The sequence below is a fragment of the Enterobacter sp. V89_11 genome, assembly GCF_029967775.1.
In the GTDB taxonomy this organism is placed as follows: domain Bacteria; phylum Pseudomonadota; class Gammaproteobacteria; order Enterobacterales; family Enterobacteriaceae; genus Enterobacter; species Enterobacter ludwigii.
Genome location: NZ_JASCAN010000025.1, coordinates 27,026 through 51,753, shown reverse-complemented (window position 1 = coordinate 51,753; position 24,728 = coordinate 27,026). Strand labels below are relative to the sequence as shown.

Annotated in this window: 22 protein-coding genes and 1 tRNA gene; 14 read left to right on the top strand and 9 right to left on the bottom strand. The window is 55.5% G+C overall.

Going from position 1 to position 24,728, the window contains the following annotated elements; genetic code table 11:
• Positions 1-44: 44 nt before the first annotated feature.
• The 3 genes from fimZ to QLG09_RS18620 form a co-directional block, all read right to left on the bottom strand.
• Positions 45-677: a fimbria biosynthesis transcriptional regulator FimZ gene (gene fimZ / locus QLG09_RS18630; protein WP_014168952.1), complete on the bottom strand. Its 633-nt coding sequence runs from the start codon at positions 675-677 to the stop codon at positions 45-47.
• An 812-nt stretch (positions 678-1,489) separates the two neighbouring features.
• On the bottom strand, positions 1,490-2,206 hold the full coding sequence (locus QLG09_RS18625) for a response regulator transcription factor (protein ID WP_049023171.1): 717 nt from the start codon (positions 2,204-2,206) through the stop codon (positions 1,490-1,492).
• Between the two features lie 24 nt (positions 2,207-2,230).
• Positions 2,231-2,929 (bottom strand): EAL domain-containing protein, encoded by a 699-nt coding sequence (locus tag QLG09_RS18620; protein ID WP_049023170.1) that lies wholly within the window; start codon positions 2,927-2,929, stop codon positions 2,231-2,233.
• A 278-nt stretch (positions 2,930-3,207) separates the two neighbouring features.
• On the opposite strand from QLG09_RS18620, the gene QLG09_RS18615 reads away from it, so the two are divergent.
• The 10 genes from QLG09_RS18615 to QLG09_RS18570 all read left to right on the top strand — a co-directional run bounded on the left by QLG09_RS18615 (position 3,208) and on the right by QLG09_RS18570 (position 15,808).
• Positions 3,208-3,284 (top strand) — tRNA-Arg (locus QLG09_RS18615).
• 330 nt (positions 3,285-3,614) lie between these two features.
• Positions 3,615-4,631 (top strand): iron ABC transporter substrate-binding protein, encoded by a 1,017-nt coding sequence (locus QLG09_RS18610; protein ID WP_049023169.1) that lies wholly within the window; start codon positions 3,615-3,617, stop codon positions 4,629-4,631.
• A gap of 24 nt (positions 4,632-4,655) precedes the next feature.
• Positions 4,656-6,230: an iron ABC transporter permease gene (locus tag QLG09_RS18605; RefSeq protein WP_032677575.1), complete on the top strand. Its 1,575-nt coding sequence runs from the start codon at positions 4,656-4,658 to the stop codon at positions 6,228-6,230.
• A gap of 1 nt (position 6,231) precedes the next feature.
• A complete protein-coding gene (locus QLG09_RS18600) occupies positions 6,232-7,272 on the top strand; it encodes an ABC transporter ATP-binding protein (RefSeq protein WP_282489275.1) in 1,041 nt (346 codons plus the stop codon).
• Between the two features lie 215 nt (positions 7,273-7,487).
• Positions 7,488-9,671, top strand: coding sequence for a TonB-dependent siderophore receptor (locus tag QLG09_RS18595; RefSeq protein ID WP_050737445.1), 2,184 nt, complete (start codon positions 7,488-7,490; stop codon positions 9,669-9,671).
• Positions 9,672-9,773: 102 nt separating this feature from the next.
• A complete protein-coding gene (pheP, locus tag QLG09_RS18590) occupies positions 9,774-11,162 on the top strand; it encodes a phenylalanine transporter (protein WP_014168959.1) in 1,389 nt (462 codons plus the stop codon).
• 184 nt (positions 11,163-11,346) lie between these two features.
• A complete protein-coding gene (locus QLG09_RS18585; protein ID WP_050737444.1) occupies positions 11,347-12,585 on the top strand; it encodes an MFS transporter in 1,239 nt (412 codons plus the stop codon).
• A 15-nt stretch (positions 12,586-12,600) separates the two neighbouring features.
• Positions 12,601-13,626 (top strand): sugar phosphate isomerase/epimerase, encoded by a 1,026-nt coding sequence (locus QLG09_RS18580; RefSeq protein WP_050737443.1) that lies wholly within the window; start codon positions 12,601-12,603, stop codon positions 13,624-13,626.
• Positions 13,619-14,761, top strand: a complete 1,143-nt coding sequence (locus QLG09_RS18575; protein ID WP_050737442.1) for a Gfo/Idh/MocA family oxidoreductase — start codon at positions 13,619-13,621, stop codon at positions 14,759-14,761. The genes QLG09_RS18580 and QLG09_RS18575 overlap by 8 nt, the downstream gene beginning before the upstream one ends.
• Before the next feature lie 75 nt (positions 14,762-14,836).
• On the top strand, positions 14,837-15,808 hold the full coding sequence (locus QLG09_RS18570) for a LacI family DNA-binding transcriptional regulator (RefSeq protein ID WP_025204778.1): 972 nt from the start codon (positions 14,837-14,839) through the stop codon (positions 15,806-15,808).
• On the opposite strand, the gene QLG09_RS18565 is transcribed toward QLG09_RS18570, so the two are convergent.
• Positions 15,809-17,053: a mechanosensitive ion channel family protein gene (locus QLG09_RS18565; RefSeq protein WP_020885139.1), complete on the bottom strand. Its 1,245-nt coding sequence runs from the start codon at positions 17,051-17,053 to the stop codon at positions 15,809-15,811.
• 66 nt (positions 17,054-17,119) lie between these two features.
• Positions 17,120-18,556, bottom strand: coding sequence for an MFS transporter (locus QLG09_RS18560; RefSeq protein ID WP_032681520.1), 1,437 nt, complete (start codon positions 18,554-18,556; stop codon positions 17,120-17,122).
• A gap of 107 nt (positions 18,557-18,663) precedes the next feature.
• Here QLG09_RS18560 and QLG09_RS18555 point away from each other — a divergent pair, with 107 nt between their 5' ends.
• Positions 18,664-19,533 (top strand): helix-turn-helix transcriptional regulator, encoded by an 870-nt coding sequence (locus tag QLG09_RS18555; protein ID WP_014168966.1) that lies wholly within the window; start codon positions 18,664-18,666, stop codon positions 19,531-19,533.
• Positions 19,530-20,564, top strand: coding sequence for a hypothetical protein (locus QLG09_RS18550; protein ID WP_050737441.1), 1,035 nt, complete (start codon positions 19,530-19,532; stop codon positions 20,562-20,564). Before QLG09_RS18555 ends, QLG09_RS18550 begins: the two co-directional genes overlap by 4 nt.
• Positions 20,565-20,685: 121 nt before the next feature.
• Here QLG09_RS18550 and nfsB read toward each other — a convergent pair whose 3' ends face one another.
• The 3 genes from nfsB to QLG09_RS18535 all read right to left on the bottom strand — a co-directional run bounded on the left by nfsB (position 20,686) and on the right by QLG09_RS18535 (position 22,409).
• Positions 20,686-21,339, bottom strand: a complete 654-nt coding sequence (gene nfsB, locus QLG09_RS18545) for an oxygen-insensitive NAD(P)H nitroreductase (RefSeq protein ID WP_047357037.1) — start codon at positions 21,337-21,339, stop codon at positions 20,686-20,688.
• A 121-nt stretch (positions 21,340-21,460) separates the two neighbouring features.
• Positions 21,461-21,829: an MmcQ/YjbR family DNA-binding protein gene (locus QLG09_RS18540; RefSeq protein ID WP_020885135.1), complete on the bottom strand. Its 369-nt coding sequence runs from the start codon at positions 21,827-21,829 to the stop codon at positions 21,461-21,463.
• Entirely contained in the window at positions 21,819-22,409 is a 591-nt protein-coding gene (locus QLG09_RS18535; RefSeq protein WP_020885134.1) for a TetR/AcrR family transcriptional regulator, read from the bottom strand. The genes QLG09_RS18540 and QLG09_RS18535 overlap by 11 nt, the downstream gene beginning before the upstream one ends.
• 190 nt (positions 22,410-22,599) lie before the next feature.
• Between QLG09_RS18535 and QLG09_RS18530 the strand changes: the two genes are divergently transcribed.
• Together QLG09_RS18530 and QLG09_RS18525 are read left to right on the top strand one after the other, a co-directional pair.
• Positions 22,600-23,703, top strand: coding sequence for an MBL fold metallo-hydrolase (locus QLG09_RS18530; RefSeq protein ID WP_050737440.1), 1,104 nt, complete (start codon positions 22,600-22,602; stop codon positions 23,701-23,703).
• A 32-nt stretch (positions 23,704-23,735) separates the two neighbouring features.
• The gene (locus QLG09_RS18525) at positions 23,736-24,077 is read left to right on the top strand and encodes a RamA family antibiotic efflux transcriptional regulator (RefSeq protein ID WP_020885132.1); all 342 of its coding nucleotides are present in this window, start codon (positions 23,736-23,738) and stop codon (positions 24,075-24,077) included.
• Positions 24,078-24,135: 58 nt separating this feature from the next.
• Here QLG09_RS18525 and QLG09_RS18520 read toward each other — a convergent pair whose 3' ends face one another.
• Entirely contained in the window at positions 24,136-24,384 is a 249-nt protein-coding gene (locus tag QLG09_RS18520; RefSeq protein WP_025204775.1) for a DUF1158 domain-containing protein, read from the bottom strand.
• Positions 24,385-24,728: the final 344 nt, after the last annotated feature.

Here is a 24,728-nt window from a genome sequence, read left to right as displayed (position 1 = left end):
CGCACTCCCTGCAGCTCGGATAAGCTGCAGGGAGTGAATTCAGGTTATAGCAGTTCGTGTGCTTTGGCATAATCAATTAATTCAACGATGCTTTGCACACCCAGCTTGGAATAAATATTGGATTTATGTGCGCTGATGGTTTTGTTGCTTAATAGCAACTGCTCTGCAATCTCCTTATTGGATAAACCATTTGCCAGGTAACGTAATACCGTCACCTCACGATTCGATAATGGCATATCCGCGACCATCCCTTTCCCCGAACCCAAATGGTTTATAAAATTCAACGTTTCCGACGGGAAAAAAGAATAGCCCATCAGGATCATTTCAACGGCGTTGTAGATCTCGCCCAAATCTTTTCGTTTACTGACAAAACCATTTGCCCCGGCGCGAATGGCGCGTCCCGCGTAAAAAGACTCGGATTTTGAAGAGAGGAACAGGACCTTGATGTCTTTATTTAAATTTCTGATTCTCTTCAGTAAAGCGAAGCCATCTGTGCCCGTAAGTTCGATGTCCAGGATCACCAGATCGATAGGGTGGTTACGGATACAGTCAAGGACTTCATGGCTGTCGCCAGACTTGAGTTTGACTGTGATGTTTTTATTTTTCTGTAGCAGGACTTCTATCGACATTCTGACGATAGGGTGTTCGTCCATAATGATAACGGATGCCGGTTTCATTTTTAATGCCTCAGACTGTTAAAAGCGTTATGCCGAGTTTGGTTAAAACTCTCGAAATGCCGGAAGGATAAATGTGCAGATCCTTATACCGTAGTATTTCCCTGGAAAGAGCGAAAGCATCCTTGTTAACGTAGTGAAGAAATCTATGCCTCAGCGCGGTCATCTCATTTGGCTGGTGTTGGCAAAAAGGTTTTTCTTATTCATATTTGATACGCGTCTTATTATACCGTGTAAGTTTTTTCCGAAAACCCTGTAAATTACCCCTCGCTTATTACTTTGTATTATCTTCTGGATCCGAATAGCTATTTTTTTAAAATTAGATTAAATATCCTGTTATCTCATTTACCACATCTTTTGATCTTTATGTAATAACAAAAAATGACATATCACACTGTATGTTGATCAAATGTTAACAAATCGACGGCCGTTTTCAGGGGCTGAAAGCGGGATCGGATGGCGAAAAAGTGTTCACAGAGGGCACCAGACCTTCGTTTGAAAGTGATCGGGTCGCCGCCGGAAAGGGCACCCGTCGTACAGCAGAACATACTACAGACTTCGCTTTCGACTGCCAGGCAGTCTCGCCGAGCCGCTTGTTTTTACATCATTATCGTCTTATTAACTCCTTTATCAAACACTTAACGCACGGAGGAAAGTGCTGCAGATTATTCATTCTGTGACATTTCACATGGTTTAAGCCCGTAAATTAGGAATAGTTATAAAATTGAAATTATTGTTAAAATTTAACAAATAAGTAACATGATTGATAAGTAAATTCCTAAAGGTCTTTAGGAAATAAGGGCTTAGTGGGTGGGTTAGAAGGTGCAGTCTGAGAGGTTATTGAGAAGGTGCAGCAGTTCCTGGCGATGGGTCAGACCCAGTTTCAACAGAATGCAGCTGAGACGATAGATAATGCGGCTATAGGGGCGATTCTGCATCAACGCTATCTGGCGAAGGGTCTTCCCCCGCGATAACTCCTGCAAAATAGGCCATTCGGTGCGGGAGAACCAGTCTTTATCGCAGCCCTGGGGAGGGCTGGTATCCATCAGGCTGTGCTGGAAAGCAGACGGCGTCAGTTGACGTTCGAGCACGTGAAAAGGGCCCGCCGCTTTGCAGAACAGGCGAGTATCGTAATTATCCGCCCTGACTAACAGATAGGGCGTCAGAAAAGGGGGATAGAGGCTATGCCTTCTGAGCTGATCCAGCTTGTCGATCAGCGCAGTGGAGCGGCTTTCAATATCCACCACCAGACGGGCGGAAGGCCACTGGACCAGGGCGCTAAACGCATCCTCCAGCGTGGGATAGTCGCAACAGCTGCTCAGGGGAAATTGGCCGTTGAGAAAACCGGTGCGCAGAAAATGATCCTCCGTCACCAGAATGATAAACGGAGCGTCTGTTTTGCGGGGCTGGCTGATGGACTGGCTCAAAAATTCGAGCCGGTCGAAGAAGGGGGGAGCAAAAGGCGAGCGCGTAAATCCCAGTGCATCACTTCCTGTACGCCGCCGCCGGTAACGGCGCACTGTCATTCGCATGGCCTCCCCCCTGGAAATGGCTTTTTAATCCTCCGGCCATGTCCAGGACGGCCAGTAATAGCCCTGGCCGAGTTCTGCGCCTGCCTGCAGTGCCCAGGTACAATCCTGCTCAGTCTCAATACCTTCAATAAGCACTTTCCCGGCAAGCTGAAAGCACCGGGACACCAGTTGCCGTAGCGCGGGCGTGGCGCGTAAACGCCAGAATGCATCCTTATCGATTTTTACGCCGCTTAACGGTAACTGGCAGGATAAAAAGGGCGGGATGAGTGTTTCATCAATGTCATCCAGCCAGATACCGTGACCTTGTCTTATGAGCTGCAACAGGCTCCGGGTAACGGTCTGCCTCTGCGCGGCTGACAGCGTTAAAAAAGCACTGGGGTCGACAAGTTCAATATTCAGCGGCGGACATTTTATCCGGCTAATCCGCTGAAAAGCGTCGGGCTCTGTCAGGACGGTTATCGGCAGATTAATGAAAAAATTATTACAGTGCGGGGTATTTTTTAACGCGGTGAGCTGTGCTTCAAGCAGCGTTATCGACCAGTCTGCAGACTGATGGCGGAAAAAGGCTTCGCTATGTTGTGTTTCAGACAGGACGCTAAGGACCTCCACGCCGACCCTGCGTAAAGAGGAGAGGGCGACGATGGGCTCAAGTTTGATGCCGACGATGTCCTGAGAAAGGTACTGTAACCGGGGGGGCGTATAGGTCAGGTTTTGCGCTGTCACTCCATGGTCCTGTTGTCTGTCAGCCTCCAGGCGGCCGGGATACCTCACACTAGTGTGACGAGCTGACGCTCAGGAAAACAGCAGGCGTTACTTAAATGCAACTAAGCCTTTTCGCAGCGCGAAATTCTACGACGGAAAAGCGATGAATGTTGAAAAAACAGCCGTATTTACAATCGGCTAGCGGTAATTGCCCCTGAAAGCCGAAAAGGCATTGACTCACCTGTCATTGACCGTATAATTCCAGGCGTTTCACCACCGCGAAGTTCACTCTTCTCAGTGCGCCCTTAGCTCAGTTGGATAGAGCAACGGCCTTCTAAGCCGTAGGTCGTAGGTTCGAATCCTACAGGGCGTGCCATTTACTGCCTTCACCCTTTTTCGCTTCCACTCTCCCGTTTTACGCTAAATACACGTTTATGCCGATCTCATTCTGTCGATTAAATAATCGGGAAATAAATAGAACGCTAATGAATATTTGTTATTTTTCCAGCCTAAGGTTTTCTTAATCTTTATTTCATCCATTTTTATAATCTGGATTTTTATCATATTTATCCGCTGTATAAGAATATTTTACACTTTTACGACTAAACTTGATTGATACTAATTATCATTAGCGTTTTTGTATGCTTTAATCCTTTCCCACAACGCTATGCGTGGTAAATCACCCTGGTCTATAAAGGATATGTTCATGAATTCTCGCCTGTTGTCATGCTTCTCGCTTGCCTTGTTGTCTTCATCTCTTTTCCTTTCCACACAAGCACTTGCCGCTGATAACAACGAAGGTATCGTTGTTTATAACGCGCAGCATGAAAATCTGGTGAAGGCGTGGGTAGACGGTTTTACCAAAGAAACGGGTATTAAGGTGACGCTGCGTAATGGCGATGACAGCGAGCTGGGTAACCAGCTGGTTCAGGAAGGCACGGCATCACCTGCAGACGTGTTTCTGACGGAAAACTCGCCTTCAATGGTTCTGGTGGATAATGCCAAACTGTTCGCGCCACTGGATGCAGAGACCCTGAAGCAGGTGCCTGCGGAATTTCGTCCTGCGCACGGCCGCTGGATCGGGATTGCTGCGCGTAGCACGGTGTTTGTCTATAACCCGGAAAAATTAAGCGAAAAGCAATTGCCAACATCGCTGATGGATCTGGCGAAACCTGAGTGGAAAGGCCGCTGGGCGGCATCGCCGTCAGGCGCGGATTTCCAGGCGATCGTAAGTGCGATGCTGGCCCTGAAAGGCGAGCAGGCCACCCTTGAGTGGCTGAAGGCGATGAAAACCAATTTTGTGGCCTACAAAGGTAACAGCACCGTGATGAAAGCCGTTAACGCCGGCCAGATTGATGGCGGTGTGATTTATCACTACTACCGTTTTGTCGATCAGTCCAAAACGGGTGAAAACAGCAAAAACACCCAACTCTACTACTTCAAACATCAGGATCCGGGTGCCTTTGTCAGCCTTTCCGGCGGTGGCGTACTGGCGTCCAGCAAACACAAAGAACAGGCTCAGGCATTCATCAAGTGGATCACCGGCAAAGAAGGTCAGGAGAGCCTGCGCACCAATAACGCGTTTGAATATGCGGTTGGCGTGAACGCGGCCTCTAACCCGAAACTGGTTCCGCTGAAAGATCTGGATGCGCCGAAAGTGGAACCTTCAACGCTTAACAGCAAAAAAGTTATCGAGCTGATGACGCAAGCCGGCCTGCTGTGATCCTGAGAGTTAAGTGAACGCCTTATGTCTGGTCTGAGTCTCGACATCGGAAAAAACAGGATGCAGGAGCCTGCCCGCAGGCGACCTGCGCTGCCGATGGTTGCGTTAGCTGTCTTATTTTCATTAATGGCGCTTCTGCCTCTGGGTTTTATCATTGCCATTGGCATTGAGACGGGCTGGGAGACCATTAAGACACTGGTGTTCCGCCCGCGTGTTGCTGAGCTGCTCAGCAACACGCTGTGGCTGACGGCCTTAGCGGTTCCGCTTTGTATTGTGACCGGCGTGGCGATAGCCTGGCTCACGGAGCGTACCCGGCTGGCCGGGCGGGGAATATGGTCTGCGCTGGCGGTCGCCCCGCTGGCAATCCCCGCGTTTGTACAAAGCTATGCCTGGGTGAGCGTCGTCCCCTCCCTGCACGGTCTTTCCGCGGGAGTATTTCTCTCTGTTTTAGCCTACTACCCGTTTATCTACATGCCGGTTGCCGCGGTACTGCGCCGCCTCGACCCGACGCTTGAAGATGTGGCCGCGTCGCTCGGCACGCCGCCGTGGCGGGTCTTTTTCCGCGTAGTACTGCCGCAGCTCAAGCTTGCTATCTGCGGCGGGGCGCTGCTGGTCGCGCTGCACCTGCTGGCGGAATACGGCCTGTACGTGATGATCCGCTTTGATACGTTCACCACCGCGATTTATGACCAGTTTCAGTCTACCTTCAGCGGCCCGGCAGCCAATATGCTGGCGGGCGTGCTGGCCTTATGCTGTCTGGCCATCTTAATGCTGGAAGGGGTGACGCGCGGAAAAGCACGCTATGCGCGCATCGGCGGCGGGGCCGCACGTGAACAGAAACGCTGGCCGCTCAAGCCGGTCGCGGCCACGCTGGGCCAGCTGTTTTTCCTCACGCTGATCGTGCTGGCGCTGGGCGTACCGTTAATTGTGCTCTGTCGCTGGGTCTGGCTGGGCGGTATTGAGAACTGGATGAGCGTGGACCTCTGGCACTCCCTGCGCCAGACGCTCATGCTCGGCGTGGGTGGCGCACTGCTGACCACGGCCTGCGTGATCCCCATTGCGTGGCTCGGTATCCGTTATCCGCACCGCGTCTTCCGGATGCTGGAAGGGTGTATCTACATCACCAGCTCGCTGCCGGGGATTGTGACCGCTCTCGCGCTGGTAACGGTGACGATTCATTACGCCCGCCCCATTTATCAGACGGAAATTACGCTCTTCCTCGCCTATCTGCTGATGTTTATGCCCCGCGCGCTCATCAACCTGCGGGCCGGGATTGCACAGGCGCCGGTAGAGCTGGAAAACGTGGCGCGTAGCCTTGGCAGCACGCCTGCGAAGGCGCTGTGGAGCGTCACCATGCGGCTGGCCGCGCCGGGTGCCGCCGCGGGGGCTGCGCTTGTTTTCCTCGGCGTCAGCAACGAACTGACCGCCACGCTGCTGCTCTCCCCGCTGGGAACGCGCACGCTTTCCACCGGCTTCTGGGCGCTGACCAGTGAGATCGATTATGTTGCCGCCGCGCCGTACGCGATGCTGATGATCCTGATTTCACTCCCGCTGACCGCCATCCTCTACGTGCAGTCGAAAAAAATTGCAGGACTATGACATGCTTGAATTAACGTCCATTTCTAAATCCTTTTCCGGTGTGCAGGTGCTCGACAGCTTAAACCTGAGCGTTGCGCCGGGGAGCCGGACGGCGATAGTCGGGCCGTCCGGGTCAGGGAAAACGACGCTGCTGCGCATTCTTGCCGGCTTTGAAACGCCGGACGCCGGGCGGATAGTGATGCAGGGCCGAACGCTGTTTGACGAAAACAGCTTCGTTCCCGCTCATCTGCGCGGCATTGGCTTTGTTCCCCAGGAGGGGGCGTTATTCCCGCATCTCAGCGTTGCAGACAACATTGCCTGGGGGCTGGACGGCACGCGCCACGAAAAGCGCCAGCGCGTAGAGGCGCTGATGGAGATGGTGTCGCTGGACAGGCAGCTCGCGACCCACTGGCCGCATGAGATTTCTGGCGGACAGCAGCAGCGTGTGGCGCTCGCCCGCGCGCTGGCTCAGCGTCCTTCATTGATGCTGCTGGATGAGCCGTTCTCGGCGCTCGATACCGGTCTTCGCGCCATGACCCGCAAAGCGACCGCTGACCTGCTGGCGGAAGCGGGCGTTGCCTCGATTCTGGTGACGCACGATCAAAACGAAGCATTATCTTTTGCCACCCAGGTGGCAGTAATGCGTTCCGGGCGCTTTACCCAGGTGGGTACCCCGTATGACGTCTACACTCAGCCCGTTGATGAAGAGACCGCGCTGTTTCTGGGCGACGCGGTGATCCTGCCCGCTCAGCTTACCGCCGGCCATGCGGTGTGCGCGCTGGGTGAGATCCCCACCAACAATACGCATGCCACCGGGCAGGGCCGGGTCATGATGCGCCCTGAACAACTGCGCGTGACGGCGTGTGCGCCGCATGAAAGCCCGGTGTCGATAATTGATGTCGATTTTACCGGTCATTTGTCCACGCTCACCCTGGCGTTTGCCGGGCATCAGGAGCCTGTTGTTCTGAAGACTGTAAGCCAGCCTGGCTGGAATCCGGGTACGGCTGTGAGTATTGATGTTGCGGGAACCGCCCGCGTTTTATCGTTCTCCCGCCGCGCCTGAAAGACCGTCCCGGAAACGGGGCGGTTATGCCACGCTATCCCGTCCATACGTCCTCCTGCTTTCCCGCGCCTGTTAACCGATTTTCTCACGCAGTGACGTGCGTTTACGCTTGCCAACAATCATGTAATGCGTATAGTTCTCATTTGCATTGCACTTGATTACATTCTAAGGCCCGACAACGGGCCCTTTTTGCGCGCACGTTTAATGAGTTAATTATGAACAACACGAAAAGGCATAAAACGCTGCTGGCTCTCGCCATTGGCGCGGTCACGCACTCCGCCCTGGCGGCGGATGAAAAGAAAGAAGACACCCTGATTGTCCAGTCTGCGCCTGCCAGCGATTTTAAACCCGGCGGCGACCAGCTTGTGCCGGCGTTCCTTGACGGGCAGGTGGCGAACGGTGGACGCATGGGGATGCTGGGGCAGCAGAACGCCATGGACGTGCCGTTTAATATCATCAGCTACACCTCGAAGCTGGTAGAAGATCAGCAGGCGAAAACCATTGCTGATGTGGTCGCTAACGACGCGGGGGTGCAGTACGTGCAGGGTTACGGCAACAGTGCCGAAACCTTCCGTATCCGTGGCCTGAAGTTTGACGGAGATGACATGACCTTCGGCGGCCTGTCCGGCGTTCTGCCGCGTCAGGTGGTGGATGCGCAGATGGTCGACCGCATTGAGATTTTTAAAGGGGCAAACGCCCTGATGAACGGCGCGGCAAGTTCAGGCGTGGGGGGAATGATTAACCTTGAGCCGAAACATGCGGATGAAACGCCGCAGGCAAAAGTGGGCGTCGATTACACCTCCGATTCCCAGTTTGGCACTACGCTGGATGCGGGCCGTCGCTATGGGGACAACGACCAGTTTGGCGCGCGCGTGAACCTCGTTCATCGCGAAGGGGAAAGCGGGGTGCCCAACGATCGCCGCCGCACTACGCTGCTCTCCACCGGCCTCGACTACAAAGGCGACAATTTCCGCACCTCGCTGGATGTGGGGTATCAGAAGAAAACCTTCCATGGCAGCCCGACCAGCGTCAATATCTCCGCCGTGGATTTCGTGCCTGAACCGCCGAAAAACGATCGCAACTTCTCGCAGAAATGGGCCTACAGCAACATCGAAAATGAATTCGGGATGTGGCGCAGCGAGTACGACATTACCGATAACTGGACGGCCTATACCGGCCTCGGCGCACAGCACGCTCACGAAGAAGGGATTTACAGCGCGCCGAAGCTGCTGGATAAAAGCGGTAAGGCGACGGTCAGCCGTCTTGATACCAACCGCATCAGCGATTCCGTCAGCGGGATGGCGGGTATTCGCGGTAACTTTGCTACCGGCTTCGTAACGCATAAAGTCAACGTCGGTTACTCCGCGATGACCAAAAACGAAAAAATCGGCTGGAAAATGTCGTCGGCGGCGGATAACCCAACCACCAATATCTATCACAATACCGGTGTGGATATGCCGGACAGCTCCAGTTTCAACGGCTTAGGCGGAAATTACAGCGATCCGCTCACCAGCGGGCGTACCCGGACGCAGGGCTGGCTGTTGAGTGATACGCTGGGCGTGCTGGACGACAAACTGCTGTTTACCGCCGGGGCGCGTCATCAGAAGGTGGTCATTCGCGGATACAACAAAATTACCGGGCAGGAAAATAAAGCAGACGGTTTCGACGGCAGCCGCTGGATGCCTACCTACGGCGTGGTTTACAAGCCGTGGGAGGCGATCTCCCTGTATGCCAACCACACCGAAGCGCTGCAGCCGGGTCAATCAGCCCCTAACACCGCCACCAACTACGGGCAGAGCACCGGCATCGTTCACTCTAAGCAGAACGAAGTGGGCGTGAAGGCGGATTTTGGTCGCGTGGGCGGCTCCCTGGCGCTGTTTGAGATCAAAATGCCGTCGGCGATCCTCAACAGCAACGGTCATTATGGTCTTGATGCCGAGCAGCGTAACCGCGGCGTGGAGCTGAATGTGTTCGGTGAGCCCCTGCTGGGCGTCCGTCTGAACGCCAGCGCTACCTGGCTGCAGGCGGAGCTGACCAAAACCAACAACGGCCTCAACCAGGGTAATGATGCGATTGGCGTTCCGAATTTCTATGCCGTTCTGGGCGCAGAGTATGACATCAAACCGATTGATGGCCTGACCGCTACCGCGCGCGTGAACCACTCCGGCACGCAATACGCGGACCTGGCGAACACCAAAAAGCTGGACAGCTATACTACGCTGGATCTGGGTATGCGTTATCGCTTCGCCGTTAACCACAATCAAAATCAGATGACGGTGCGTGCGGGTATCGACAACGTGACCAATGAAAACTACTGGTCCAGCGTGGATGATTCAGGTACCTACATTACCCAGGGCGAACCGCGTACCTTTAAAGTCTCGGTGGGCTACGCATTCTGAGAACGCCGCTCGTTATCCGGGGCAGGGATGCCCCATTCCCTTGCTACCACCAGCCTGAAGTGTTAAAACGTGCCCCTTCTAAAAAAGAGACAGGGGTAGGGCGTGAAAGACGCGTCATCCGCTTCAGGCACCGGTAGCGCTGAAGCTTCGTCGGAACAGAATCCGACGCTGCAACGTGGTTTGCAAAATCGACATATACAGTTAATTGCCCTCGGTGGGGCTATCGGTACCGGGCTGTTTCTCGGCATCGGCCCGGCCATTCAGATGGCGGGGCCGGCGGTATTGCTGGGTTATGCCCTCGCCGGGATTATCGCCTTCCTGATCATGCGCCAGCTCGGCGAGATGGTCGTCGAAGAGCCTGTGTCAGGCTCGTTCGCGCACTTTGCGTATAAATACTGGGGCCCGTTTGCGGGGTTCCTCTCCGGCTGGAACTACTGGGTGATGTTTGTGCTGGTGGGGATGGCAGAGCTGACCGCTGCTGGCATCTACATGCAGTACTGGCTCCCGGATGTGCCCACCTGGATTTGGGCGGCGGCCTTCTTCATCATCATTAATGCCATCAACCTTGTGAACGTCCGTTTGTACGGTGAAACCGAGTTCTGGTTTGCGCTCATCAAGGTGCTGGCGATTATCGGCATGATCGGTTTTGGCCTGTGGTTGCTGTTCTCGGGTCATGGCGGTGAGCGTGCCACGATCGACAACCTGTGGCAGCACGGGGGGTTCCTGGCGACCGGCTGGAAGGGGCTTATCCTTTCGCTGGCGGTGATCATGTTCTCTTTCGGCGGGCTGGAGCTGATTGGTATCACTGCCGCTGAAGCGCGCGACCCGCATAAAAGCATTCCGAAAGCGGTCAACCAGGTGGTGTACCGTATTCTGCTGTTCTACATCGGTTCGCTGGTGGTATTGCTCGCGCTCTATCCCTGGGTTGAGGTGAAATCAAACAGCAGTCCGTTTGTGATGATTTTCCACGATCTCAACAGCAATGTGGTGGCCTCAGCATTGAACTTCGTTATTCTGGTGGCGTCACTTTCGGTCTATAACAGCGGCGTCTACTCCAACAGTCGAATGCTGTTTGGCCTCTCCGTGCAGGGGAATGCGCCGAAGTTCTTAACCCGCGTCAGCCGTCGCGGCGTGCCGGTGAATTCTCTGCTGTTGTCCGGTGCGATCACCTCTTTGGTGGTGGTGATCAACTACCTGCTGCCAAAAGAGGCGTTTGGGCTGCTGATGGCGCTGGTGGTTGCCACCCTGCTGCTGAACTGGATCATGATCTGCCTGGCGCACCTGCGTTTTCGTGCCGCGATGCGTCGCAAGGGACGTGAGACGCAGTTTAAAGCGCTGCTTTATCCGGCAGGAAACTATCTCTGCATTGCTTTCCTCGGGTTGATCCTTGTGCTGATGTGCACCATGGACGACATGCGGCTTTCCGCGATGCTGCTCCCGGTGTGGGTCATCTTCCTGTTTGTGGCATTTAAACTTTCCCGTAAGCAATAATGCATGCCGCCCTCTCCCGGTGGGAGAGGGCGAGCCGTCTGGTTTCTCATCCCAACGCGATTAACCTCTTTATCGTGACCCCTCTCCCAAATCTCTCCTGATCCACAGGATCTTTATTTTGTAATCGATTACTTTCCATGTGAGGGTATTTGTAATCGATTACTTTTCTAGGGTGAGGCTCATTATGGTGTCAACAACTGAAAGTAGTGGAAAGGTGATAGGGCAGCACCGGCTGCTGGTTCCGCGTCTGTCGCTGATGATGTTTCTGCAGTTTTTTATCTGGGGTAGCTGGTCGGTCACGCTGGGTCTGGTGATGACCCAGCACAACATGTCGTTGCTGATTGGTGATGCGTTCTCCGCTGGGCCCATCGCCTCTATTTTGTCGCCGTTCGTGCTCGGGATGCTGGTGGATCGCTTCTTCGCCTCGCAGAAGGTGATGGCGGTAATGCACCTGGCGGGCGCGACTATCCTGTGGTTCGTTCCGGGGGCGCTGATCGCTGAAAATGGTGCGCTGCTGATTGGCCTGCTGTTTGGCTACACGCTTTGCTATATGCCGACGCTGGCGTTAACGAACAACATCGCGTTTCACAGCCTGGCAAATGTCGATAAAACCTTCCCGGTGGTGCGCGTGTTCGGCACTATCGGCTGGATTGTCGCGGGGATCTTTATCGGCGTTACCGGCGTGGCCTCCAGCGTCACGATCTTCCAGGTTGCGGCGGCGAGCTCCGTGCTGCTGGCGCTCTACAGCCTGACGCTGCCGCACACGCCCGCCCCGGCAAAAGGGCTGCCGGTCCAGATTCGCGATCTGTTCTGCGCTGATGCGTTTGCCCTGCTGAAAACCCGCCACTTCCTGGTCTTTTCCGTCTGCGCAATGCTGATTTCCGTGCCGCTTGGCACCTACTACGCTTACACCGCCTCGTATCTGGCGGATGCCGGGATTGCTGATGTCAGCACCGCGATGTCGTTCGGCCAGATGTCAGAGATTGTCTTCATGCTGGTGATCCCGCTGCTTTTCCGTCGTCTGGGCGTGAAAGTTATGCTGCTGGTCGGCATGCTGGCGTGGTTTGTCCGTTACGCGATGTTTGCCATGGGGGTGAGTGAGGAGGGACGTTTCCTGCTCTATCTCGGCATCCTGCTGCACGGTGTGTGCTATGACTTCTTCTTTGTGGTGGGCTTTATCTATACCGATCGCGTGGCGGGCGAAAAGGTGAAAGGCCAGGCGCAGAGCATGATCGTGATGTTCACCTACGGCATCGGCATGCTGCTTGGTTCGCAGATTTCTGGCGCGCTGTATAACCGTCTGGTGGCGGGACAGGCCGTGCCGCAGGCGTGGGTCACCTTCTGGTGGATCCCGGCGGTGGCGGCAGCGGTGATTGCGCTGATTTTCCTTCTCACGTTCAAATATGACGATGACAAGGCGTAACGTTCAGGAGGTGGTATGAGAACGATTAAGGGACCCGGTATTTTCCTGTCGCAGTTTATCAGCGCAGAAGCGCCGTTTAACTCGCTGGATGGGCTGGCAGGCTGGGCAGCAGGTAAGGGCTACAAAGCCGTGCAGATCCCCTGCAATCATCCGCACATTTTTGACGTGGAGAAAGCGGCTGAGAGCCAGGCTTACTGTGACGACATTACCGGCACGCTGGCGGAGCACGGACTGGCGATCAGCGAGCTGTCGACTCATCTGGAAGGGCAGCTTATTGCGGTGAACCCGGTCTACGGCGACGCGTTTGACCATTTCGCGCCGGCAGACGTGCGGGGTAACGACGCGGCCCGTCGGGCGTGGGCAACCAGCAAACTGAATCAGGCGGCTGCAGCCTCCGCAAAATTAGGCCTGACAGCGCACGCCACTTTTTCTGGATCGCTGGCGTGGCCATTTTTCTACCCGTGGCCGCCGCACAACGCGCAGCGTTTTCAGGACGCTTTCCAGACGCTGGCAACCCGCTGGCGGCCCATTCTGGACACCTTTGATGAGCACGGCGTCGATGTCTGTTATGAGCTGCATCCGGGGGAAGATCTGCATGACGGCGTGACGTTTGAGCGTTTTCTGGCGCTGGTAGACAACCACCCGCGCTGCAATATTCTCTACGATCCCAGCCATATGCTGCTTCAGCAGATGGACTACCTGACGTTTATCGATCTCTACCATGCGCGCATTAAAGCGTTTCACGTCAAAGATGCAGAGTTTCGTCCCAACGGGCGCAGCGGTGCATACGGTGGCTACCAGTCGTGGATCCATCGCGCGGGTCGCTTCCGGTCGCCGGGCGACGGGCAGATCGACTTCACCGGTATTTTCAGCAAACTGACCCAGTACGACTACGAGGGCTGGGCAGTGCTGGAGTGGGAGTGCTGTCTTAAGGATGGCGATACCGGTGCCCGCGAAGGCAGCGAATTTATCCGTCGTCATATCATTCCGGTATCCGGGCGCGCGTTTGACGATTTCGCCGCGGGAGGCAGCCATGATTAACGTCGGGATCGTCGGCAGCGGCTTTATCGGCCCGGCGCACATTGAGGCGCTGCGGCGTCTCGGCAGTGTGCAGGTGGTCGCCCTGTGCGACAGCTCGCTTTCACAAGCGCAGGAAAAGGCGCGCCAGCTGAATGTGCCCCATGCTTACGGGAACGTTGAGGCGCTGCTCGCCCATCCGGATCTGCACGTGGTGCATAACTGCACGCCAAACCATCTGCACGCAGAGATTAACCGCCAGATTTTGCGGGCGGGTAAGCATGTTTTTTCCGAAAAGCCGCTGTGTATGACCCCGGAAGAGGCCCGCGAGCTGGTGGCACTGGCTGAGCAGGCGGGCGTGGTACACGGCGTCAGCTTTGTCTATCGCCAGTTTGCGATGGTGCGCCAGGCGGCCAGCATGAGGCGCGAGGGCAGTCTCGGTCGGCTGTTTGCCACGCATGGCAGCTACCTGCAGGACTGGATGCTGCTGGAAACCGACTACAACTGGCGGGTGGATGCCACGCTGGGCGGTGCGTCGCGCGCGGTGGCGGATATTGGCTCCCACTGGTGTGACACGGTGCAGTTTGTGACCGGGCGGCGGATCACCGACGTGATGGCCGACCTCACCATCGTCTGGCCAACGCGCAAGGCCAGTGCGGCGGGAAACCGGACCTTCACGAATGATCGCAGCGCGAACGATGAAGACAAACCGGTCACCACCGAAGATTTTGGCTCGGTGCTGGTGCGCTTCGACGATGGCAGCAAAGGCAGCTTTAACGTCTCGCAGGTCAGCGCCGGGCGCAAAAATCGGCTGACGTTTGAAATTAACGGCAGCGAACGGTCCGTGGCGTGGGATCAGGAGGTGCCGCAGCAACTCTGGATCGGCCATCGCGCGCAGGCAAACCAGACCCTCTCCGACGATCCAAACCTGATGAACCGTGACGTGGCCGAAAGCGCCCATTTTCCCGGCGGACATATCGAAGGCTGGCCTGATGCCTTTAAAAATATGATGGCGCAATTTTACCGCGCCGTGATGCAGGGGGAGATGCCGGCACAGCCGCTGTTTGCGACGTTCCATGACGGCGCGAACGTCATGTATATCATTGATGCGATAGTGAAAAGCCATCAGCAGCAGCGCTGGGTGCGCGTTGCCTATTGACGCGTTGCCCGGTTCGCCGGGCAACGAATTTATGGTAGCCTGCATAAAACGTTAACCGCAGGAAATGCCGTCGCTATGTCCATTCAGAAAATCGCTCAGCTTGCCGGGGTGTCCGTGGCAACGGTCTCTCGCGTGCTTAACAACAGCGATACCGTGAAAGCGAAAAACCGCGAACGCGTCCTGCAGGCGATCAAAGAGAGTAATTACCAGCCCAACCTGCTGGCGCGCCAGCTGCGGACTGCCCGCAGCTATATGATTCTGGTAATGGTGTCGAACATCGCTAACCCGTTCTGCGCCGAAGTGGTGAAAGGCATTGAAGAGGAAGCCGAAAAGAACGGCTACCGCATTCTGCTGTGCAACTCCGGCTCTGACATTGAACGCTCGCGTTCGGGGCTGAGTTTGCTGTCCGGTAAAATTGTCGACGGCATTATCACCATGGATGCCTTCTCAAAGCTTCCTGAACTGGCCGCCCTGATTGGCGCCGCGCCGTGGGTGCAGTGCGCCGAATACGCCGATGCCGGTGCGGTCTCCTGCGTCGGGATTAACGATGTGGACGCCTCGCAGCATGCCGTCAGCCAGCTTGCCGACGGCGGGCGCGGGCGGATCGCGATGATTAACCACGACCTGAGTTATAAATATGCCCGCCTGCGCGAGCGTGGCTATAAGAGCGTTATCCACCTGAAAGATCTGGCTTACCAGGCGGTGGAATACGCCAGCGATCTCAGCTTCGGCGCCGGAATGGCGGCGATGCAAAACCTGCTGAAGGAAAACCCGCCTGACGCGGTCTTTGCCGTTTCCGATACCCTGGCGGCAGGCGCATTGCATGCGATCCAGCAGGCGGGATTACGCGTGCCGGAAGACATTGCGGTAGTCGGGTTTGACGGTACGGAACTGGCGGAGATGATTTCGCTCACCACCATCGAACAGCCGTCGCGGGATATTGGGCGCAAGGCGGTCGATTTGTTGTTGAATAAAATCGATAACCCGGATGCGCCCACAGAAAGAGTGATGATGGACTGGCGCTTTATCTCCCGCGCCAGCGCCTGATTATTTCGCTATTACGCCAGCCAGCGAGCGAATATCGTTTCCGGTCGGAGACTGATGAATACGCAGACCAAATTCATCCACCACCGCGAATATATGGTCGAAAATATCGGCCTGAATCGCCTCATATTCCGCCCAGACGACCGTGTTAGTGAACGCGTATATTTCAACTGGCAGCCCGTTAGCTTCTGGCGCTAACTGGCGAACCATCAGCGTCATATCTTTACGGATCCGCGGGTGATTACGCAGATATTCATTTAAATAGGCGCGGAAGGTTCCAATATTGGTCATTTTGCGCAGGTTCAGCACCGATTCGCCTTCACCGTTTTCCTGATTCCAGAGCGAAATTTCTTCGTGACGCGCCGCCATGTACGGCTTAAGCAGCTTCGCCTGAATCAGCTGCTGTTGCTCCTGCTCGTCGAGGAAGTGGATGCTGGTGGTGTCTATATTCAGGCTACGCTTGATGCGTCTCCCGCCGGAGGCCGACATGCCGCTCCAGTTGATAAAGGCATCAGAGACCAGCGCCCAGGTCGGAATGGTGGTGATGGTGTTGTCGAAGTTGCGCACCTTCACGGTGGTCAGGCCGATGTCTGTGACCGTGCCGTTGGCTCCGTATTTTGGCATCTCCAGCCAGTCACCGAGTTTAAGCATGTCATTGGCGGAGAGCTGGATCCCGGCGACAAGCCCGAGGATCGGGTCTTTAAACACCAGCATTAACACCGCCGCCATGGCGCCCAGGCCGCTAATCAGAATGGCTGGCGACTGACCAATCAGCAACGAGATAATTAAAATCCCCACCAGAATAGCGCTCACCAGTTTTATCCCCTGGAAGATGCCCTTCAGCGGGAGCTGCGAGGCTGTCGCCATCTTTTGCGAAAGATTGAAAATGACGTCCAGCAGCGAGAAGAACGAGAGCAGGGCATACACCATCACCCACAGCCTGGCGCAGGTGGTGAGCATTTCCGCGGCTTCGCTGCCTTTTTGCAGCCACAGTACCGCCTGAACGTTGACAATTATCCCCTGCAGGGTAAAAGCGACGCGGTGAAATAACTTGTTCTGGGTAATGATTTGCAACCATAAATGGCTGCTGGCCTGCGCGCGCTTCTCAAAGGCCCGCAGGACCACTTTGTGCAGAATAAAATGAACGATGAGTGCGGTAAGAAAAATAATACCAAAGATAATCACTAAAGAGGTGGTGTGATTAATTTCAATGCCTAACTCTTCAACCTGAGCAATTAATTCCTGCATAACGTCTCCTGTATTGATGCAGCCCCATAATGGCGGCTGCGGATCTATTATGCAAATTCGTCAGGGTTATTTGACGGCGTGGCAGGTCGTCACCACCGGCAGGCACAGCCGATGGCGAACCCGCAGCGTCGCCAGCGCGAGGATCACCATCAGGCCAGTTTCCACCGCGAGGAAGAGGGTGATCGCCTGAGTGTAATCTCCGTGATGATTTTGCAGACCGTGCAGCAAAATCGCGCCAAAGATGGCCGGGCCGAGTCCAAGTGCCGCCTGCTGCAGCGTGCTCAAAATGGCGCTCGCCGCCCCGGCGTCATCAGGCTGAATATCGCGCATGCCAATACGATAAAAACTGTTCACGATCAGCGCCTGACCGTAGCCGACCAGCCCGGTCGCGGGTGCCAGCGTCAGCGCGGTATTGTGCATTCCCCAGAGGCGGAAGGTGACAATCAGCGCCAGCAGGCCCGCTATCTGGATCGCCAGACCGGTCAGCAGAATGGTACTGGTGCTGTAGCGGGCAATCAGACGCGGGGCAAACCACGCTGAAATAAAGTAGGTAACACCCAGGGCGATAAAACTGTTGCCAGACTGCCACGGCGCCATCCCCAGACCGGTTTGCATGGTTAACGCCATGCAGAACATAAAGCCGGACCAGACGCTAAAAAAGAGCAACGCAATCAGCACGCCAAAGCGGATACTGCGCAACTGCAGCAGGCGCGGCGGGATCAGCGGATGTGCATCGTCCCGCTCTTTTTTGCGGGCGTTGAGGGCCATTAACCCGGCAAGCGGAATAATGGCGATAAGCGCGACCTTGAGCGGCCAGGACCAGTGCCACTGCGGGCCAAGCGCCATCGGGAACAGCAGGCAGCAGAGGATGATCGCCAGCAGGACGGTGCCCGTCCAGTCAATGCTTGATGGCGTGTCGCGGCGGGTTTCCGGCACGTAGCGGCGGCTCATGGCCAGCACCACCAGACAAATCGGCACGTTGATAAAGAAGGCGTTGCGCCAGCCGAGGCCGGCAATGTCCGCCGATACCAGCCAGCCTCCGCCCATCTGGCCGACGATAAACGCGATGCCGCCGATGCCGCCAAAGAGGCTGATGGCCTTCGCGTGGGCCGTGCCTTTCAGCGTTACGTGCAGGGTGGCGAGAATTTGCGGCATGATCAGCGCCGCGCCAGCCCCCTGAAGAATACGGGCGCCCAGCAGTTGTTCAATGTTGCCTGCCATTCCGCACAGCAGCGAGGCCAGGCCAAAGCTCGCCACGCCCCACATGAAAAGACGACGGCGGCCAAGGTTATCCCCCAGCTTGCTGCCGAGGGCAAGGCAGACGGCAAAGGCCACACCGTAAAGGGCCACAATTAATTCCAGCTCGGTGGCCGTAGCGTGCAGCGAATGGGTGATAGCATCCAGCGCCACGTTGGTGATTGAGGTATCAATCAGCGGCAGCATCTGGCCGGTTAACAGCAATATCAGGCCTGCGCGGCCCGGTGAAACGACTGACGTATTCATGGTAACTCCATTGCGTCATTCAACAGATGGTCGTAGCATCAACGATCTGATAAACGGGTACCAGTTCTTGCTTATACTGGTACTGGCACTACCATGCAGGGGGATTTATGGCGCTGATGTCTGAACCCGTCGTCTCGCTCAAGGATGACACCCGAAAACAACTTGGTGCGTTTTTACGCGCCCGACGCGAAAGCCTCGATCCGCAGCGGCTCGGCCTGCCGCGCAGCGGTCGACGCCGCACGCCCGGGCTGCGCCGTGAAGAGGTGGCCCTGCTGGCGGACGTCGGGGTGACCTGGTACACCTGGCTTGAGCAGGGCAGGGACGTCAATCCGTCCAGCGCGGTGATGGCCGCCGTGGCAAAAGCGCTGCAATGTACCCCAACCGAAGCGCGCCATCTTTTTGTGCTGGCCGGGCTACCGCCGGGTGAAGCACCGCAGGCCACCTGCTGTGAAGGGATCAGCGAAGGCACGCGCCGCCTGCTTGATACGTTGATGCCGAAACCGGCCAGCATTCAGAAACCCAATTTCGACATCGTGGCGTGGAACGACAGCTTTGGTCATCTGATGGGGGTCGATTTCAATGCGATCCCCCCGGAAGACCGCAACTGTATTTATCTGTTCCTCACCCACCCGGCATGGCGCGCCCGTCTCGGCAGACGTGACGATGTGCTGCCCGTCTTTGTCTCCTATTTCCGGGCGGCGATGGCCGAGCACCGGGGTGACCCGCTGTGGGAAGCCAAACTGGCGCGCTTCTTTGCGGTGTCTGAGGAGTTTAAAAATCTGTGGCATCAGCGCAATGACGTGCGCGGTGTGGAAAACCAGCTCAAGTTGTTTACCCATCCGGAGCTAGGGGAATTTACCCTGCAGCAGATGTACTGGTACTCTGCTCCACGAAACGGTTCCCGGTTGCTGGTGTATCTGCCAGTGGATGAAGCCGGGGAGAGAGCAATGGAATGGCTGACGGAGCAGGCAAAATGAAGGTTACTGGCAAACAGGAGCGGCTGCTACGCCGCGCACTCAACGAGTGGCAACAGGAAGGCACATTAACCGCTGATGACCATCAGCGGCTGGCCGGTACGCTTCAACGCGTGACCATGGACTGGCAGCGGCTGAGCCGCTATGCCTTCTGGACGGCACTCGCCTGCGTCATTATCGCCATCGGCAGCCTGTTTTCGGACAGCGAAATGATGGCGCGCATTATCGAATTCTTCGCTTTTTCCTCCCTTGCCCGCATCGGGCTGCCGGCACTGATGGCCGTGCTGTTTTATTTGTGGGGCTTCAGCCGCCAGCGGCGGGAGACGCAGTGGCATTACAGTACCGAAGCGATTTTGTTCCTCGGAGTCTTGTTTACCGCCATCGCGCTCTGGCAGCTGGGTGAACGGCTGGATAACGGCAGCGGCCACATCGCGCCCCTGTTCCTGGCCGGCTGTGCCGTCTATGGCCTGGTAGGCTTTTTCGGCCGCTCCGGGCTGGTCTGGCTGTTCTTCTTGCTCTCGCTTGGCAACTGGTTTGGCGCGGAGACGGGCTATATGTCCGGCTGGGGCGCTTACTGGCTGGGGATGAACTATCCGGTGCGCTTTATCTTTTTCGGCGGCGCGCTGCTGGCCCTGTGCTGGATCCTGCGTGCTGTGCTGCAGTCCCGTCATCTCTACACCACCAGTAAAGCGATGGGGCTGACGTATCTCTTTGTCGCCCTGTGGATCATGTCGATATTTGGTAATTACGATATCGATAACTGGTACAGCGTGACCCAGGCCTCATTGCTGCCGTGGGCGCTGCTGTTTGCGGTGGCGGCGGTTCTCTGTATTTACATCAGTCTGAAAACCGACGACGGCATGCTGCGCGGGTTTGGCCTGACGTTCCTGGCCATTAACCTCTATACCCGCTACTTCGAATACTTCTGGGATGGGATGAACAAGGTGGTGTTCTTCCTGATTCTGGCGGCGTCGCTGGCGGTGATAGGGCGGTATGCGGAGCGGATCTGGCATGCCGGGCGTGCGGAGAAGTAAGTTTTACGCGTTTTTATCGGGAAGACGCAGAAAACGCCGTCTGCGTGAGATGCTGGTTCAATGGCGAAACCAGGCAGATGACGCGGGATTGAAAACGGGCCGCAGTTGCGGCCCGTTTGTCTTAGCACTCGGTCACAATCGTGCTCAGCGGCAGGCGAGATTTTGGCAGCGCGGCGTTGAAATCTTCCACGCTGTGGTGTCCAACCGGGACCACCACCAGGCTGGTGAAGCCTTTCTCTTTCAGGCCAAACTCGTCGTCGAGGATGGCGGCGTCAAAACCTTCAATGGGTACGGCATCCAGGCCCAGCGCGGCCACGCCTAACAGGAAGTTACCGACGTTGAGGTAAACCTGTTTCGCCATCCACTGGTCGTCATCTTTCAGATCCACGCGGTGCATATCGGCGAAATAGCAGCGACCTTTGTGATTCGCCGCTTTTGCTTCTGGGGTGTTGAAGCGACCGTCGGCCTCTTCCTGATCGACGACGCGCTCAAGCCACGCATCGTCCATGGCGGTTTTCGCGCAGAACACCACCACATGAGAGGCGTCCATCATTTTGCGTTCGTTGAACACGTAAGTGCCTGCCGCAGATTTGGCCACGCGCGCTTTACCTTCCTCAGTGCTGGCAATAATAAAATGCCACGGCTGGGAGTTCGTGCTGGACGGGCTGTACTGCAGCAGTGTTTTGATCTTCTCCGCTTCTTCAGCGGTCAGTTTCTTGCTTGGGTCAAACGCCTTGGTGGAGTGGCGTTTCAGGGCAACGGAAATGATATCCATAACAACTCCTGGTGATAAAATTCGCCCGCGTGCGGGCGCGAAAAGGAGTGCAGATTACCGTGCGAAGCGGGAAAAGATAAGTGCATTTTGAGCGCTTAATCTGTTCGTCTCAGACGAACAATCAGCGCGGCCTGATCCATTTCTGGTCTTTTTTCGGCAGCTTATCGACGACCAGATTCCAGGAATCGTTGATGAGATCGGCCACCAGTTCCGGCGTAACATCGTCGGTGCCGTAGAGTGAAATCCAGTGCTTTTTATTGAGATGATACCCCGGCTCAACGCCGCGGTAGATCTGCTGGTTTAACAGGGATTTTTCCGGATCGGATTTCAGGCTGACATGCGGTCGCCCGTGAGCAACCGCAACAATCATGAAAATTTTGCCACCCACTTTAAACACATCAAATTCCGGCCCGAACGGCCAGCAGTGTTCGGTGAACGGCAGTTCCAGCGCCACGCGTTTGGCGTGTTCCTGCAGCGATTTACTGTCCATCAATATCCTCGGAGGCGAGTCCACGCCACATGGCTTCAAAGCCCAGCGCTTTAAAATCGACGGCGCGGGACGGATCGCGGGTGGCAAATTCCATGGTGGTTTCGGCAAGCGATAAGAACATGGCATCACCAAAGGTACGAAACTCATCGGACATAAATACCGGACGCACTGCGCGACGGCACAGTTCATGCAGCTCCGGGAACATCTCCTGCACGGCCTGCTCCGTTTCTGCGCTGATCTTCTCGCTGACGCCAAGCTGGCGAATGGCGGCGTGAGCGACAGGATTACGGATGCCCCAGTCCACGTAGCTGTTCCAGATATTGCGGGTATGTTCTTTGGGGAGGGTGAGCGTGCGATCAAGCTCCGCCAGCATCGTCTGGCAGAGATCCTGCTTCAGGTGCAGATAGAGGGCATTCAGCAGATCGTCTTTGGTAGCAAAGTAGCGGAACAGTGTGCCTTCAGCGACGCCCGCGTTCCGGGCAATTAAGGCCGTTGAGGCGGCAATACCTGACTGTGCAAATGCAGCGGTTGCTGCGTCCAGTAAGGCCTGTTTTTTATCTTCACTCTTCGGACGTGCCACTAAATTGTTCCTCCTGTCAATTGTAAAAACCTTGATTGAAACACGTGCTTTGACAGGCTGCAACGCGCAATGTCAAAGATCGAAAACGTCTTGACGACTTTATCATCATATCTATAATGAGTGCTTACTCACTCATAATCAAGTTCAACCCGCGTAAACCATCGGATGGGGCGCGTTTTCGGGTCAGGATATGAAAAAGCCTCTATTCATCTGCGTGGTGTTCGTCATGATTATTGCTTCAGCTGCGAGTTTACCTTTTGTCCTGAATCCTGGATTTGGCCAGCCACCGCAGGGTGCGCAGCTTACCGAAGTGGAGGCCTCCCCGCAGTATCGCGACGGGAAATTCCACAATACGTTGCCGACACCGGGCTTCACCGGCGAGCAAAATATGCTGGTAGCGTGGTGGCAATTTCTGACCCGCAAAACCGAAAATGCCCGTCCCGCGCAGCCGCTGCCGCTGGTGAAAACCGATCTCGCCAGTCTGCCGCTGGAGCAGGACACGCTGGTCTGGCTCGGTCACTCGTCGTGGTATATGCAGCTGGCGGGTAAACGTATTCTGATCGATCCGGTGCTCAGTAACTATGCCGCGCCGTTCTCGTTCCTCAATAAAGCTTTTGCGGGCGAGTATCCCTGGCATGCGCAGAACATGCCGGAGATCGACCTGCTGATCATCTCCCACGATCACTACGATCATCTGGATTACGCCACCATCAGGGCGTTACTGCCGAAGGTGAAACGTGTGGTTACTCCGCTGGGCGTTGGATCTCATCTGCGCTACTGGGGCATGAAGCCGGAGATTATCGACGAGCGCGACTGGAACCAGTCGGTGCGCATCAGTGATGACTTATCGGTGCACGTCCTGCCGGCACGTCACTTCTCCGGACGCGGGATTAAACGCGATCAAACCCTGTGGGGGAGCTTTATGTTCGTCACGCCGGCGCAGAAAGTTTATTACAGCGGAGACTCCGGTTACGGCCCGCATTTCAGGGCCATCGGTGAGCAGTTTGGCGAGGTGGATTTAGCCATTATGGAAAACGGCCAGTACGATCGGGACTGGAAGTACATTCACATGATGCCGGCGGAAACGGCGCAGGCGTCGGCTGACATTAACGCGAAAGCTGTCGTGCCCGGTCATAACGGACGCTTTGTGCTGGCGAAACACACCTGGAACGATCCGCTGATCCAGCTGGCGCAGGCCAGCAAAGATAAAAATTATCGGCTACTGACGCCGGAGCTGGGTGAACCTGTTCACGTGAGTGATACCACGCAAACCTTTCGTGAGTGGTGGGAATAATGTTTAAGCGAGAAGCAGAGGGGGAGAGCAGTATGACCATTTCCGCTCAAGTCATCGACACCATCGTCGAGTGGATCGACGACAACCTGCACCAGCCATTACGTATCGAAGAGATCGCCCGCCACGCGGGTTACTCGAAATGGCATCTGCAGCGTTTGTTTATGCAGTATAAGGGCGAAAGTCTCGGGCGTTACATTCGCGAACGCAAGCTGCTGCTGGCAGCGCGTGACCTGCGTGAATCGGACGAGCGTGTCTACGATATCTGTTTGCGCTACGGCTTTGATTCGCAGCAGACGTTTACGCGTATCTTTACCCGTACCTTCAACCAGCCGCCTGGCGCGTACCGCAAAGAGAACCACAGCCGGACACACTGAACGTGTCGTTATGCAGAAATCCGACCGGGTAAGGCGCAGCCGCACCCGGTTTTTTTACTTACGATGCCAGTGAAAACCAGCGACGCCAGACGAAACGCAGGATGAAGAATTCGAGGGCGCCAAGCAGTAAAAACCACACGCAGAACAAAATGGTGTACAGCTGGTTAAGATCGACCATGTGGAAGATCGTCATCAGCTTTTTCGCCAGCACCAGCCCAAGCGACGGCGCAGGTAACAGCAGGCAGGAGAGCAGGGCCATCAACAAAATGCCCCCCGCTGTGAGCAGCGATTCTAACGGGTGTTTCATCTTAATGTTAATCGTCAGTTAAAAATGTCATTGTCCGGCATCGCGGAACGTAAAGCAATATAAACCCGGCAGACGTTTTTTGTTAAATAAAATGCACTTTTCTGCGAATAAATAACAGAAAGAGAATAATCTCTCAGAAGCGATTAAATTATTATCGCGTTATGTAAATAAATGTCCTTGTCATGCAAATAATTTTACAAACATATAAGTGCTATATCCAATTAACGTGGCAATAACAATGGCTGCGACAATGTATAACGCCAGGCGGCGTGCGCGATAAATACCAAACATGGTTCCTCCTCGTTTAGCGTTGGTTTAGAAATATTTTGTAAAAATCATCGTAT

Excerpts from the sequence above, each read along its gene's own strand:
- QLG09_RS18570 (WP_025204778.1), top strand. The coding sequence starts at position 14,837 with ATGTCCATTCAGAAAATCGCTCAGCTTGCCGGGGTGTCCGTGGCAACG.
- QLG09_RS18530 (WP_050737440.1), top strand. The coding sequence starts at position 22,600 with ATGAAAAAGCCTCTATTCATCTGCGTGGTGTTCGTCATGATTATTGCT.
- QLG09_RS18525 (WP_020885132.1), top strand. The coding sequence starts at position 23,736 with ATGACCATTTCCGCTCAAGTCATCGACACCATCGTCGAGTGGATCGAC.
- QLG09_RS18520 (WP_025204775.1), bottom strand. The coding sequence starts at position 24,384 with ATGAAACACCCGTTAGAATCGCTGCTCACAGCGGGGGGCATTTTGTTG.
- QLG09_RS18595 (WP_050737445.1), top strand. The coding sequence starts at position 7,488 with ATGAACAACACGAAAAGGCATAAAACGCTGCTGGCTCTCGCCATTGGC.
- QLG09_RS18560 (WP_032681520.1), bottom strand. The coding sequence starts at position 18,556 with ATGAATACGTCAGTCGTTTCACCGGGCCGCGCAGGCCTGATATTGCTG.
- QLG09_RS18585 (WP_050737444.1), top strand. The coding sequence starts at position 11,347 with ATGGTGTCAACAACTGAAAGTAGTGGAAAGGTGATAGGGCAGCACCGG.
- QLG09_RS18565 (WP_020885139.1), bottom strand. The coding sequence starts at position 17,053 with ATGCAGGAATTAATTGCTCAGGTTGAAGAGTTAGGCATTGAAATTAAT.
- QLG09_RS18605 (WP_032677575.1), top strand. The coding sequence starts at position 4,656 with ATGTCTGGTCTGAGTCTCGACATCGGAAAAAACAGGATGCAGGAGCCT.
- fimZ (WP_014168952.1), bottom strand. The coding sequence starts at position 677 with ATGAAACCGGCATCCGTTATCATTATGGACGAACACCCTATCGTCAGA.
- QLG09_RS18555 (WP_014168966.1), top strand. The coding sequence starts at position 18,664 with ATGGCGCTGATGTCTGAACCCGTCGTCTCGCTCAAGGATGACACCCGA.
- QLG09_RS18575 (WP_050737442.1), top strand. The coding sequence starts at position 13,619 with ATGATTAACGTCGGGATCGTCGGCAGCGGCTTTATCGGCCCGGCGCAC.
- QLG09_RS18600 (WP_282489275.1), top strand. The coding sequence starts at position 6,232 with ATGCTTGAATTAACGTCCATTTCTAAATCCTTTTCCGGTGTGCAGGTG.
- nfsB (WP_047357037.1), bottom strand. The coding sequence starts at position 21,339 with ATGGATATCATTTCCGTTGCCCTGAAACGCCACTCCACCAAGGCGTTT.
- QLG09_RS18550 (WP_050737441.1), top strand. The coding sequence starts at position 19,530 with ATGAAGGTTACTGGCAAACAGGAGCGGCTGCTACGCCGCGCACTCAAC.
- QLG09_RS18580 (WP_050737443.1), top strand. The coding sequence starts at position 12,601 with ATGAGAACGATTAAGGGACCCGGTATTTTCCTGTCGCAGTTTATCAGC.
- QLG09_RS18625 (WP_049023171.1), bottom strand. The coding sequence starts at position 2,206 with ATGCGAATGACAGTGCGCCGTTACCGGCGGCGGCGTACAGGAAGTGAT.
- QLG09_RS18610 (WP_049023169.1), top strand. The coding sequence starts at position 3,615 with ATGAATTCTCGCCTGTTGTCATGCTTCTCGCTTGCCTTGTTGTCTTCA.
- QLG09_RS18540 (WP_020885135.1), bottom strand. The coding sequence starts at position 21,829 with ATGGACAGTAAATCGCTGCAGGAACACGCCAAACGCGTGGCGCTGGAA.